This is a genomic window from Flavobacterium proteolyticum (assembly GCF_015223105.1).
GTDB lineage: Bacteria > Bacteroidota > Bacteroidia > Flavobacteriales > Flavobacteriaceae > Flavobacterium > Flavobacterium proteolyticum.
On sequence record NZ_JADFTZ010000001.1, the window covers coordinates 708,701 to 722,774 of the forward strand.

Annotated in this window: 12 protein-coding genes; 7 read left to right on the forward strand and 5 right to left on the reverse strand. The window is 32.1% G+C overall.

The window, feature by feature from the left end:
- Positions 1–37: 37 nt before the first annotated feature.
- A complete protein-coding gene (locus tag IM755_RS03145) occupies positions 38–1,951 on the reverse strand; it encodes a hypothetical protein (RefSeq protein WP_194093583.1) in 1,914 nt (637 codons plus the stop codon).
- A 7-nt stretch (positions 1,952–1,958) separates the two neighbouring features.
- Positions 1,959–2,441 carry a hypothetical protein gene (locus tag IM755_RS03150; protein ID WP_228063885.1) on the reverse strand — a complete coding sequence of 161 codons (483 nt, stop codon included), beginning with the start codon at positions 2,439–2,441 and terminating at the stop codon, positions 1,959–1,961.
- A 253-nt stretch (positions 2,442–2,694) separates the two neighbouring features.
- Here IM755_RS03150 and hemB point away from each other — a divergent pair, with 253 nt between their 5' ends.
- Together hemB and IM755_RS03160 are read left to right on the forward strand one after the other, a co-directional pair.
- Entirely contained in the window at positions 2,695–3,693 is a 999-nt protein-coding gene (gene hemB / locus IM755_RS03155; RefSeq protein ID WP_194093585.1) for a porphobilinogen synthase, read from the forward strand.
- 69 nt (positions 3,694–3,762) lie between these two features.
- A complete protein-coding gene (locus IM755_RS03160) occupies positions 3,763–4,176 on the forward strand; it encodes a c-type cytochrome (protein WP_194093586.1) in 414 nt (137 codons plus the stop codon).
- Positions 4,177–4,179: 3 nt separating this feature from the next.
- On the opposite strand, the gene IM755_RS03165 is transcribed toward IM755_RS03160, so the two are convergent.
- The gene (locus IM755_RS03165) at positions 4,180–4,866 is read right to left on the reverse strand and encodes a response regulator transcription factor (protein WP_194093587.1); all 687 of its coding nucleotides are present in this window, start codon (positions 4,864–4,866) and stop codon (positions 4,180–4,182) included.
- A complete protein-coding gene (locus IM755_RS03170) occupies positions 4,859–6,130 on the reverse strand; it encodes a sensor histidine kinase (RefSeq protein WP_194093588.1) in 1,272 nt (423 codons plus the stop codon). Before IM755_RS03170 ends, IM755_RS03165 begins: the two co-directional genes overlap by 8 nt.
- 147 nt (positions 6,131–6,277) lie before the next feature.
- On the opposite strand from IM755_RS03170, the gene IM755_RS03175 reads away from it, so the two are divergent.
- The 4 genes from IM755_RS03175 (at position 6,278) to IM755_RS03190 (ending at position 9,283) form a co-directional block, all read left to right on the forward strand.
- The gene (locus IM755_RS03175) at positions 6,278–6,763 is read left to right on the forward strand and encodes a DUF1573 domain-containing protein (protein ID WP_026725581.1); all 486 of its coding nucleotides are present in this window, start codon (positions 6,278–6,280) and stop codon (positions 6,761–6,763) included.
- Between the two features lie 72 nt (positions 6,764–6,835).
- On the forward strand, positions 6,836–7,309 hold the full coding sequence (locus IM755_RS03180) for a methylated-DNA--[protein]-cysteine S-methyltransferase (protein WP_194093589.1): 474 nt from the start codon (positions 6,836–6,838) through the stop codon (positions 7,307–7,309).
- 61 nt (positions 7,310–7,370) lie between these two features.
- Complete coding sequence (locus IM755_RS03185) at positions 7,371–8,549, forward strand: serine hydrolase domain-containing protein (protein ID WP_194093590.1); 1,179 nt, start codon at positions 7,371–7,373, stop codon at positions 8,547–8,549.
- Positions 8,550–8,569: 20 nt separating this feature from the next.
- Positions 8,570–9,283, forward strand: a complete 714-nt coding sequence (locus IM755_RS03190; protein ID WP_194093591.1) for a 3'-5' exonuclease — start codon at positions 8,570–8,572, stop codon at positions 9,281–9,283.
- 45 nt (positions 9,284–9,328) lie between these two features.
- Here IM755_RS03190 and IM755_RS03195 read toward each other — a convergent pair whose 3' ends face one another.
- Positions 9,329–12,289 (reverse strand): S8 family serine peptidase, encoded by a 2,961-nt coding sequence (locus tag IM755_RS03195; RefSeq protein WP_194093592.1) that lies wholly within the window; start codon positions 12,287–12,289, stop codon positions 9,329–9,331.
- A 197-nt stretch (positions 12,290–12,486) separates the two neighbouring features.
- Between IM755_RS03195 and IM755_RS03200 the strand changes: the two genes are divergently transcribed.
- On the forward strand, positions 12,487–13,926 hold the full coding sequence (locus tag IM755_RS03200; RefSeq protein ID WP_194093593.1) for a nucleoside recognition domain-containing protein: 1,440 nt from the start codon (positions 12,487–12,489) through the stop codon (positions 13,924–13,926).
- The last annotated feature ends 148 nt before the right edge of the window (positions 13,927–14,074 follow it).

Consider the following 14,074-nt stretch of genomic DNA (forward strand, 5'->3'; position numbering starts at 1 on the left):
TTTAAATAGCGGATTTTTTTATTTTATGACATTTGAATTAATCTAAAAAATCGATTAAATCTAACATTTGAAGCACAATGTTTTCATTTGAAAAATTAGAATTAATATCCATTTCTAATTTCATAATGTGATTGTTTATCTTATTTGAAGCTTTAAACTCCATGTTTTTAAACTGATTTCCTAAACGTACCATTTTAGCTGTATCACTTCCTAAATCTTGATTTAACAAATAGGATTTGAAGAAACGTTGTATTTCAAAATTTCCGTAAAAATAATTCTTCGATAAATCTTTCTTCACTTTTTTAGTGAAATCTGATTTTGATCCATTATTTAAATAATCCAAACCATTAGTAAATACCATTACATCTCCTCTCTTAATAATCATGAAATCCCCTAGTTCTTCTGATTGATTTACCAAATAATAGTCATCTACTTTTTGTAAAAGATTTTTTCTAACACCTAAATTCAACAATTTATCTCCCATTGTTGGATGAGTAGAAGTCATAATCATAGTAAAAATTGGTCGAGTTTTGGTAATGGTTTTTTCTTCTTCAACTTCTTCGTAATCTTCATCATAAGTTCGCGACATAAAAGTACTTTCATACGTTTCCATAGCATGTAAAAACATTGAAATGTCACCATCAAAAAGCGTTGCAGTAGCTTCTTCATCAACAATAGTTGAAATTAAATCGGTTAAGATTTCTGTATCTTTTTTGTCAATTGGCATATTACCTAAAATTTGCTCCATGATTTCTGGATAATTTTTAAGCAATTCTTCTGTACTTGAATGATATGAAAAATAAGCTAAAGGCTCTTGTTTTGGGAAGTAATTAAAAATATTTTTATTCGGTTTTCTCGCAACTACTTTTTGCATCACATTGGCAAGAGATTCTGAATATTCTACTTTTTGCTCCATTCGGGCTTTATTATTCTCAAAATAGAAATCAACATTCATTCCTTTAATAGCATTCTTAGAATTGTTTACTTCTCTATTTGAATTAATAGAACCTAACAAATAATAAAACGAACTCATTCTGCCATAAATAGCTTCATAATTAATCCAACAAGCAATGTCGGCCTTTGTATTTATTTTTGAAGATACAGGTGTTACAAATCCATTTTCAAATAAAAGTGCAATTTGTTCCTCTTGTTTTTCATGCTTTTGGATTCGCTCTTGTGCTTGTTCTTTTTCAAAAGAAGCTATCCATTTTTTATACTCTTCATCATTAAAATCCGCTTCTTCAATGTCTTCCTCTTCAGTAACACCTTCTGCAACTCCAGCTCTTTTATCAACTAATTCTTCTATTGGAGCACCTTCTCCAGCTTCAATTCTTTTATCTAAAATAACTTTAGTAGGAACTTCTTCTACAACTTCAATAACCTCAACTGGAGCATCATCATAATATTCTTCATCTACAACCACAGCGGCAGTATCTACGGCTATCGTAGCATCAGAAAAGTCAGTATAAGCAAAGTTATTTCTAGTTTCAATAATTTCATAAATGATTAAATTACCATCATTCCATGCCAGAGTAAAATCATCGTTTTTAGGTGAATAAAGAGCCCATTTATCGTGTTTCTTAATAACTTCTTTAATGGAATCTGCTGTGTTTAAATTGTTTTTATTTACCTTGTTTTGGATGAAAGTATTCCAACCTTTAGCATCTTTTAGTGGAAATGTCATTTGATAATAAGCAATACTATCCGTAAAATTTCCATGAATCGTAACCGATTTTGTTTTATCGATGAACGAAATAAAATCGTTTAATTTAAAATCGGAATTAGCTTCGTTTACACTTTTAAAAACCTTGTGATTAAACAAGCTATCCATATCTACTTTTTTAGCAAATTGAGATGTGTTGAATTGCACAAAATAATCATAGTTTTCCTGTTTGCTTTGGCCAAATACGATAACGGGAAATAGGAATAAGAAATAAAAAATCTTTTTCATAATGGAGTTAAGGATTGAAACTTATGGAATTGTTCATCAGTTTATTGTTGTTTAAAACATTCCATATATTCTGTTTTAAAAACACTGTTTTTTTAGATTTTGAAAGTTTACTGTTTGCATTTTGAACCGTTGCCACATCTTTATCAAAAGTATAAACCGCTATGATATTTGCCTTTAGTAAATCTTCTTTTTTATCTTCGTTCTTGATTAAATTTTTTGGTAACGGATAGGAAGCAATTCGCTCAAATTTTCCATTATTGTTTTTAAAATGAACCAAATTATTTTTTTTATCCATTACATTTAAAACCGCATTCAAGGTTTCTAAAGAATTGTATGAAAAATTGATTTTGAAAATGTAAGTATTAAAATCATACGAAGTAGAAATTTTAGAAACCCCTTTAATTTTTGAAGCTTCTGTTCTAAATTGTGCTAACTTTGATTTGATGTCTTCTTCATTTGGAATACTAACTCCATCAACTTCTTCTAACATTACAGCCGACTTGGTTTTGAACCATGAACTCGAAAAATCCACTACCAAACTATAGTCCCCGCTTTGGTCACTATTATGCTTGATTTTTTCGGTTATTTCGAAACAACTGGTCAACAGCAGGCAAATGCTTAAAATAAAAAGCTTCTTCATGCTACAAAATTAAGAATATTTTTACGGATTTACATAGTTTCCAAAAGAAAGAAATCGGTTAAAAATTAGTAACTTTACGCTCTAATTTTTTGAACAACAAATTATGTTTCCAATACACAGAGGTCGTCGTTTAAGAGTAAACGAATCTATAAGAAGTTTAGTTCGCGAAACCAGCTTGAGTCCGGCTGATTTTATGTTTCCGATGTTTATTATGGAAGGCGAAAACACAAAAGTGGAAATCCCTTCTATGCCAGGAATTTTCCGTCGTACATTAGATTTAACGGTGGAAGAAGTAAAAGAATTATTTGCTTTAGGAATTCGTGCCGTAAACATTTATGTAAAAGTTAGCGATGATTTAAAAGACAATACCGGAAAAGAAGCTTGGAACGATAATGGTTTGATGCAAAGAGCCATTCGTGCCATAAAAGCCGCTTGTCCAGAAATGATTGTAATGCCTGATGTGGCTTTAGACCCATATTCGATTTATGGCCATGATGGAATTATTGAAAAAGGTGATGTAGCAAATGATGCCACCAATGATGCTTTAGTAAAAATGGCGGTTTCTCACGCCAAAGCAGGTGCAGATTTTGTTGCACCAAGTGATATGATGGATGGACGTGTTTTACGTTTACGTCAAGGTTTGGATGCGGCAAGATTTCACAATGTGGGAATCATGAGTTATTCAGCTAAATATGCTTCGGCGTTTTATGGTCCGTTTAGAGATGCTTTGGATTCGGCTCCAAAAGATGCTGATGTAGAAGTACCGAAAGACAAAAAAACCTACCAAATGGATTATGCTAATCGCATCGAAGCGGTTAAAGAAGCACTTTGGGATGTGGAAGAAGGCGCTGATATGGTAATGGTTAAGCCAGGAATCGCTTATTTAGATATTGTTCGTGAAGTGAAAAATGCGGTGGATGTTCCGGTAACAGTTTTCCATGTTTCGGGAGAATATGCAATGATTAAAGCGGCTTCGGAAAGAGGTTGGTTAGATCATGACAAAATTATGATGGAGCAATTAATGTGTATCAAAAGAGCGGGTGCAAGTTTGATTTCAACCTATTTTGCTAAAGAGGCTGCTATTTTATTAAATAAAAAGTAATGTGACAAATGTCACAAACTAAGTGAAATCGATGTTGTAATTTTATCGATATTTCTAAATTATATCAAAATGAAACTTATATTAAAATCATTTGCTGTTTTCACATTAGCCATTTCCTTAACGAATTGTGGTGAAAAAAAGGAAACGGATGCCTACGGAAATCCTGTTCAAGAAAAATCAGAAGTAGCAGCAGAACCCACAGTTGACCCATTACTAGCAAAAGGACAAGAACTTTTTGAAGGAAAAGGAACTTGTACCGCTTGCCACAAAGCTGACACAAAAGTAATTGGACCAGCCATAAAAGATATCGCCAAAATTTACAAGGAAAAAGGAGCAAGTATCGCTTCTTTTATAAACGAAGAAAGTAAAGCGATTGTAGACCCATCACAATACGAAACCATGAAAGCTAACTTTGTTATTACAAAAGCCATGACGGCTGAAGAACGCAAAGCCTTAGAAGTATATATGATGAGTTTCGAATAACCGTTACTCAACCACTAATTTAAAGCCCACGCGCGGAATGTTTTCTATTCTCACGTGGGTTTCTTCTTTTATGATTTTTCGCAATCTTGAAATAAAAACATCTAAACTTCTACCCAGAAAATAATCATCACTTCCCCATAATTCCATCAAGATTTTTTCTCTTTTTAAAACAGTGTTTGGATTATCTAAAAACAATTTTAAAAGTGAGGCTTCTCTTTCGGTTAAAGTTATACTTTGATTCTCGTTCTTTAATAAATAATTTTCGGGTTCAAATTGAAAACTTCCAAATGTATATTGTTTTTGTATAGAATTATCGGTCGACTTTTGACTTCGATTTAAGAAAATTTCGATTTTTAAAATCAATTCTTCTATCGAATAGGGTTTTACTAAATAATCATCGGCACCCAATTTTAAACCTTTAATTCGATCATCTTTCATGGTTTTTGCCGAAAGAAAAATAATTGGAATTTCCTGATTTCGCTTTCTGATTTCAGTTGCAATTTCAAATCCATCCATATCTGGCAACATAATATCCAAAACACACAAATCGAAAGACTCTTTGCAAAACAATTGAAAAGCTTCTTTTCCATTCGCACAATGGGTAACATCAAAATGTTGCTCTAAATTATCGGAAGTTAAAAACGCTAAAGTTTCGTCGTCTTCAACATACAAAATACGCTTTTTACTCATAATCGTTTTTGTTTATTTGGATGGTTATGGTGATTCCTTTTTCTTCGTTGTTTTTGGCTTCTACTTTCCATTTGTGCCATTCACAAACACGTTTTACATACGAAAGTCCAATTCCAAAACCTTCAATGTCTTTGCTATCTTCTCTTGCTACACGATAGAATTTATCAAACACAAATGGTAAATCACTTTCTGGTATTCCGCAACCATTATCGGTAAATTTTAAAGCTAATCCTTTTGAACTTTCTTTTGATTGAATGGTTATTTGTGGTGTTTGAGGCGAATATTTCACCGCATTATCCATGATATTGTAAATCACATTATAAAAATGAAATTCATCTGCCTGAACTACATAATTTTGTTCTAACTGAATATCAATATTGATTTCTTTTTGATGTTTTAAGAAAATATTTTCTCTTACCAATTCTAACAACAACTTCAAATCTACTTTCGATTTTTCCAATTCGATTTGCTTGCTTTCGGTCTTCGCCACATATAGAATTTTCTCTATATGCTGGTTCAATTTATTACTTTGGTTGATAATAATTTGAATGTATTTTGAAAGCTTTGGATTATCAATAATTTCTTTTTGAGTATTCGCATAATTAGAAGCAATCAAAATAGAAGCCAAAGGTGTTTTAAACTCATGTGTCATATTATTGATAAAATCTTTCTGTAAATCAGTATATCTTTTTTGCTTTAACATTAACAAAACAGAATACACATAAATAATCAGAACAAAGAATAAAACCCCAGTAAAAATCCAATATTGTGACAAACTTTTAAAATAGGTTTGTTTAATATTTGGAAAACGAACCGCAAAGTAATACGTTAAATCGCTATTTTTTGAGAAACAATCGGCACAAAATTTTGAAGGCTCTTTTCCATTAGAAGAAACATAATTTCCATACACCATAGCATCAGAACTACAATCATATATGGCATATTCGTAGTCTAATTCTAATTTTACTTTTTCAAACTCATTTTTTAAATATTGTTCTAATATGGTATTTTCAAAAACATCATTTACATTTACAATAAAGTAATTTTCGGAAACTTTTTTTATTTGATTTCCTATCGGAAGTTCTTTTTTATTGTCCTTATAAATTTTATTTACAACATCTTGCAACGCAAAATGGATTTTATCTTCTACATCTTTTTTCTCAAAAATATAGGCTTGATTGAGCAAAAACAACTGCATGATAATTACTCCTACAATTGCTAAAAACCCAGCAAAAATTACGGTATTAAATCTGTTAAACTTCATAATGAGTTCGATATTACGAAAAAAGTAGTTTTAAAAATGCCTGTTAACATGTCATTAACAATCATTAAAATTTAATTAACAACAGAAAAATAAAACTTTTTTAGTTTTGTATCAACAAATTTAAAATAACTAAAAAAATTATACCGTATGAAATCAATTAAATTATCAATTGTAGCTTTATTTATAGCTAGTGCTTCATTCGCACAAACAAAAGAGGTTAAGGTAGAAAATGCTAAAGCGATGCAAGTAGCTCCTACAGAAGTTAAAGCTCCAGTAACTCCAAAACAATCAAACATTAAATGGGATCAAGAAATGCATGATTTTGGAGATATTGAAAAAGGGAAACCAGTTACTTATGAATTTTCTTTTACAAACACTACAAAAGAAACTATCTTAATTACAAATGTAAGACCAGCTTGTGGTTGTACTGCTGCAAATTATACAAAAACTCCAATTAAACCGGGAGAAAAAGGAATGGTTGCTGCAACTTTCAATGCTGCTAGTGGTGGAATGTTTCAAAAATCAGTTACTATTACAACAACTGAAAACGGAGTTGAAGCTGTTAAAACTTTATCTTTCAAAGGAAAAGTATTAGAGCCTGCTACTGACAAAAAAGAAGAGATTAAATCTTAATAATATTATTAATTCAGCTTTTACATCTTATTAAACCACCTTTTATAGGTGGTTTTTTTTTATTTTTACTAAATGAAAACAGTCTTTATAAATACACCTCTCGGCTTCACAGAAATTCAAGGAGATGAAAATGGAATTTCAAAAATTCATGTTATGAATGAAAACGTTGAAATTTCAATTAAAATTCCAGAAGAATTAAAAGAGGCTGTTTTACAACTTCAAGACTATTTTGATGGAAAAAGAACAACTTTTACTTTTCCACTTAACCCAAGTGGAACCGACTTTCAGAAAAAAGTTTGGGAAGAATTACTCAATATTCCTTTCGGAAAAACATGTTCGTATTTAGATTTATCAAAAAAATTAGGTGATGTAAAAGCAATTCGCGCAGTTGCTTCTGCCAATGGAAAGAATCCCCTTTGGATTGTGATACCATGTCATAGAGTTATTGGTACTGATGGATCATTAACAGGTTATGCAGGTGGTTTGTGGCGCAAAAAATGGTTGCTTGAACATGAAAATCCTGTAAAACAAGAAACTTTGTTTTAGTTTGTTGTAAAATCCAATCACTTTTTGCTACTTTTATAACGCAATCTTATAAAATTAGCTCATGAAATTTCTTATAAAATTCTTCAAATGGTTTGCTATTATTTTAGTAAGCATCATCGTTTTAATGTATATTTTTAACGTAGATTATCTTTTACGAGCTGTAAGAACCATTTATTTTAAAGGTTACACAACAGCTTTTCTAGAAGACTATAAAGAATTTCCTAATAGAGAAATTAAGAAAGGAATCGCACAACCTTGGGCAATAGCCACCGATTACAATTCTATTCCTGCCACCGAAGTCTTATCTAAAAACCATAAAGAATTACAAACTATTGCTTATTTAATTATAAAAAACGATAGTATTTGGCACGAAAGTTATTTTGATGGATTTGATAAAAATTCTAAAACCAATTCTTTTTCCATGGCAAAAAGTGTTGTTACTATGGCTATGGGGAAAGCAATCATGGAAGGAAAAATGAAAAGTTTAGATCAAAAAGTAACCGACTTTTTTCCTGAACTAAAAGGAAAATATGCCAAAGAAGTTACTATCGGCGATTTATCTTCTATGGCTTCTGGATTAAGTTGGGATGAGAAATATTACAGTCCGTTTTCTATTGTAACTCGTGCTTATTTTGATGATAATTTGAAGGATGTGATTCTAGGATTAGACATCAAAGAAAAACCAGGGCAATCTTTCAAATATTTAAGTGGTGCTACTCAATTATTGGCGATGTGTATTGAAAAAGCAACAGGAGAACATTTATCTGATTACGTTTCAAAACACTTTTGGCAACCCATGGGAGCCGAAAACGAAGCACTTTGGCAATTAGATGAAGCGCCTGACGGAATTGAAAAAGCCTATTGTTGTATTGCAAGTAATGCAAGAGATTTTGCCCGTTTTGGGAAACTATATTTAAATGATGGAAAGTGGAATGGCCAACAATTATTAGATAGTACTTTTGTAAGAAAATGTATTACCCCACGTTTTGAAAAAAGTCCAGAATATGGTTATGGGTGGTGGATGCACGAAATTAAAGGAAAGAAACTATTTTACATGCGCGGTCATTTAGGACAATTTGTAATTGTAATTCCCGAAGATGATTTAATCATTGTAAGATTAGGACATTTGAAAGGACTTCAAACTAAAACAGACCCACATAGTAACGATTTATATATTTATGTTGAAGAAGCCTACAACATGTTAGCACAAAGGGATAAGAAAAATAACACATTACATTAATTTAAACAACTACTACTCTCATGATTGAAAAAATTAATTTAAACAACATCCTGTTTTTAGACATTGAAACGGTTCCAGAATACCATAATTATCGTGGTTTAGATAATGAAACCCAACAACTTTGGGAACAAAAAACGCAATACCAAAGAAAAGATGAGGTCTCAGCCGAAGATTTTTACGAACGTGCTGGAATTTGGGCTGAATTTGGAAAAATCATTACCATATCTGTAGGTTATTTTGTTAATAAAGCCGATATTCGAAACTTTCGTGTTACTAGTTTTTGGGGTGATGAGAAGAAAATTTTAAACGATTTTTCAAATTTATTGAATAACCATTTTAATGGTGCCCAACATGTTTTGTGTGGTCACAATGCCAAAGAATTTGATATTCCTTTCATTGCTAGAAGAATGATTATAAATGGGATTGCACTTCCAAATAAATTGAATTTATTCGGCAAAAAACCATGGGAAGTACCTCATTTAGATACTTTGGAATTATGGAAGTTTGGCGATTACAAACACTTTACTTCTTTAAAATTATTAACAAAAGTGCTAGGAATTCCATCACCAAAAGATGATATTGATGGTAGCGAGGTAGCGCACGTTTTTTACGTAGAAAACGATATTGACCGAATCATTACCTATTGCGAAAAAGATGTAATTGCAGTAGCGCAAATTTTTCTGAGATTAAGACGAGAAGATTTGTTAGTGGAAGATGAAATTATTCATGTATAAAAAAAGGGAGCTAATTAGCTCCCTTTTTATTTAACTCTAAATAAATTATTTATTAATTACTACTTTTCTAGTAGTTTTTCCTAAATCATTTTCAATAGTTAACATATAAATTCCTTCCGATAGATTTTCAACATTTAATGTTTCAATTGCATTTGAAGATTTTTTAGTAACAACTTGTCTTCCTTGAACATCATACAATATATACGTAGATTCTCCAAAGGTATCAGATGCTAAATTAATATTCAAAATACCTTTTGTTGGATTTGGATATACTTTAATTTCGGCTAATGCATTACTTGGTGTACTTAAAGATTGTGCAATATTACAAATCGATAACGAAACTGCATTAATAGCACCACTATCCCCATTGTAGGAGTCAACTACTCTTAAAATCCAAGTTCCATCTGCAGGTAAATTATTTAAATTTGTTAAATAACCTACAGGCTTAACTGTTCCTGTAATTGAAGGGATCCCTGTTCCGCATGTAAAATTAACACCTGCATCATCTAATGTGCAAATGATATCATCATTATCTCCACAAGGCTCATCAAATAAAGTAATTATTGGACTTCCTATAGCTGCTGGACCTTCCAAATAATATTTCATATCTTGAATGTATGTGTGTGTAATGTCGATTGAAACATTAATATCTCCAATAGTTAAACCTCCAGTAACAACAATTGGAACAGTAGCAATACTATTTGCTGTTGCGCCTATTGTAGCATTAGTAAAATCTGTTGCCGTAAATGTATTTCCACAAGTTACAATACCAGTTCTAAAATTATTTACTATGGAAGAAGATGCTGCTGCCGTCCCGCAACGATTCGATGGAACAACTCTCCAATAGTAAGTAGTTTCAGGTGTTAAACCTGTTACTAAGTAACTATTTTCTACCGTATTCACATTTGAAATTAATGAAGCAAAATTAGACTGAGTAGATACTTGTAAATTGTAAGTTTCAACATTTATATCAGAATTCCAGTTGAAGAAAACAGATGTAGCAACGCTATTCTGTCCACTTGCAGGAGAAGTTAAGACTGTTGGTTGAAAGGTAGGTGAATAAATTTTTAATTGCTTAAATCTTGTTTCTACTTCCGTTCCATTTGAGCCTGTAATTCCAACTGTGTAATTTCCTGGTTGAACAGACGCCAATCCAGAAACTGTCATCGTTACTGTTCCATTAGCACTTAATGATGAAGGGCTAAATGTAGCTGTTGCTCCTGATGGTAATCCAACAGCCGAAAAAGTCGTTGTCATACTACCCGATTGTTTATAATCAAATGTATATACCGCATCTTGATTAGAACAAACAATTAAATCATCTGATTTTGAAATAAGTGCAAAATTAGATGTAATTCCAGTAACTACTAATGAATAATTTTGAGCTCCAGTAACTAAAGTCCCTTTATGCGTAACTGTGATTACATAATCACCGGCCGCTGGTGTATCAATTCTAACTACTTCAATATTGTCAACATTATTATCCCCTGTTCTAACCGCTAAAGCAGTTGGACTTGATTGTAATTTCCATGGATAAAAAGTAGTTGTTCCATCTTTGGTTACTCTAATATCTAAATCATTAACTAAAACTGGTACCGCATAATTATCTCCTAAAGTACCATTATTAGCTGTCCCAGGTAAATCAGTCCAAGTTATAGAAGCTACTAAAGGATTTGAAGCGCCTCCAGTTGATTTAACAGTCATAGTAAATGTTTGACCTTGAGTTAAATTGTTTTCTGAAACCCAAGATGTTAATCCGTTCCCTGTTATCGTTTCGACTGCTTTTTTAGCATTTAACAAACCCCAACCAAATTTAGCATCTGGTCCTACGTTTCCAGCATCATCTGCTGTATGACATGCCAACCCTCTTAAAGTAGCCGACTTCATAAAACTATTGGTTAAATTTTTATTGTGTTGTTGAACCAATAATAAAGTTCCTGCAACATTTGGACTTGCCATTGAAGTTCCAGAATAAGAAGCTGTTGCTGTATTACTAGTAGAAATAGTTGAGGTCAAACCAGTACCATTACCTGTAATATCTGGTTTAATTCTTCTATCATCAGTTGGTCCTTGACTACTAGATGCATTTATAGAAACACTTGATAAAGATCCGTCTGCATTAATAACAGCGTCATTAGCATTAGCAACAATTAGGGTGTTTTTTGATGTCTTATTTCCAGTCAATTTATCATAGCCTGCAGCTATTGGATTTGTATTATTATTATTACCACCATCATTTCCAGCAGACATAACAGGTAAATAATAAGGAGATAAATAGGCAATTTCATCCCATCCTTGTGCAGCATCTGTGTATGCCCCGATGTACCATGCAGGCAAAGAAGTTGTTCCGCTTGTAATAGGCACACCATACGAATGATTTGAAATTAACATTCCACCTAAAACTTCAGATAATGCTTCTGATTCATCATTATCCCAATAAAATGTTCTTGCAGTTGCTAATGTTGCCATTCCTTTTACACTAGCTGAGCCAGCATTCCAAGGTAATGCAAGAATTGTACCTGTAACATGCGTTCCATGATCGCTATATGTTGTTCCCGAAACATCGTCAACGGTTGTTACTCTGCCTCCAAATCCACTATGAGATCTACGCACTGTACCTCCATCCCATACACGAGCCACCATACCTTGTCCGTCTAAGGTTAATCCTAATCCACCACCCGTATTTAAAAAATTAGCTCTAGTTGATCTTGCAGCGGCTACATTCGTTGTTGCATAATAAACAGGAAAACCATCAGGTGTTAATTTCATTAACTCTTGAAATGAACCATTTTCACCTTTAATAATTATTGGCCAACCGTTTTTATTTGCTACTTCTATGGCTTTAGCTCTTTCTGTTTCTTCCAACTTTTGAAAGTAGGTTATTTTCTGTTGGATTTTTTCTACATCATAATCTTTTGTGATTTTAGCAACATCTTCTTTTGTTTGGGAAAAAGAAAATGTACAAAAAAACGCAAAGAAAGAAGCGAATAGTTGTTGTTTTTTCATTTTTTGGGGCTGTTTAGTGTTATTTAATAAAACAAATATATAATTTTTTCACAATCTTAAAAAAATGTTTTAAAAAAATAAACTTTTTTCTAAAACATAACAACTTGAATATATATTATTTATGAATTTTTATCTAATAAAAATAAAATTTTCTTTAAAAGTTAAGATATACTACATTTACGAAAAAATAGCATTGTATGGTTTTAAGTAGATTTTGGTTAGTAATATTTATATCGTCTATCTTTTTTATTGTATTCGGATTGTTTTCATCGCAATATTATTCTATTGATTATGTTTTGAACGGGAAACAAGGCGAACCTCTTTTAATAGGTGAAAAATATTTAAAAGAAGTTCCGAAATTTGTTCAAGATAGTGTCCAAAAAGCGGAAGACAAAACATTCATTATCAATAAAAATGAAAAGGATGCAGACACAACTTATATTTACAACAATCAAACTGTAAAAATCTACAGCGGAAAACAAAAAGCCGATGGTTTGCTTCCTATGACCAAAAGCAGTTTGTTTGATTTAATTCTGCCTTTGATTGCTTATTTATCCTTTTTCTGTGGAATAATGGAACTACTTATTATTTCAGGAGCTTCGGAAAAATTGGCGAAAAAATTAAGTCCTTTGTTTGCGAAAGTTTTTCCTTCGATTCCAAAAAACCATGAATCGATTTCTTATATGACATTGAATTTTTCTGCTAACTTCTTAGGATTGGATTCAGCCGCAACTCCGTTTGGATTAAAAGCGATGCAAAGTTTACAAGAATTAAATCCTGACAAAGACAGAGCTAGTGATGCCCAAATCATGTTCATGTGTTTGCATGCTGCTGGTTTAACATTAATTCCAACATCCATTATTGGTTATCGAGCTGCCGAACACGCTGCAAATCCTGCTGACGTTATGTTGCCATGTATTATTACTTCTTTTGTTGGAACTATTGCCGCTTTTATTTTAGTGGGAATCAAACAAAAAGTAAACTTCAAAAGCGCTTCTTTATTAGCGGCTTTAATGGGAGTTATCGGTGCGATTGTGGGATTATTATTCTACGTAAACAGTTTGGATTTAATCGGAAAAAACTATTTTACTTCTAACCTTTCGGGATTATTGTTAATCTTGATTATCGGCGGAACTTTGATATTTTCTTTCGTTCAAGAGAAAAAATTCGTTGAACAAAAAACAACGATTTTCGATACTTTTGTAACCGGTGCTAACAACGGATTAAAAACCGGAGTAACCATTTTCCCTTATGTTATGGGAATGTTAGTGGCGATTTCCTTATTCAGAAACAGTGGCTTGTTTGAAATTATTGCCAACGGAATTTCCTTTTTATTTGCACATCTTGGAGTAGCTAAAGAAATCACCGATTCATTGCCTGTGGCGATGTTGCGCCCTTTTAGTTCAGGTGGTTCGAGAGGATTTATGATTGATGCGATGAAACAGTTTGGACCTGATTCTTTAACGGGAAGACTAAGCTGTATTTTCCAATGTAGTGCCGAAACGACTTTCTACGTAATTGCAGTTTATTTTGGAAGTATCAACGTAAAAAACACGCGTTATACTTTAGGAATGATGCTTTTAGTTGACTTGATTTGTGTGATTACGGCGATTTTTGTAGCAAGTTGGTTTTTTTAGAACAATAAATTCATGCATAATTTCCAAAGACATTACTAGTAAATGAGTTTTTTTGAAGAATTAATAATTGATTTAGGACAAGAAGGAATGTACTTCTTTTTTAAAAGATTGGGTATGCTAACAAAGTGGATTTTCTACTCAGGAAAAA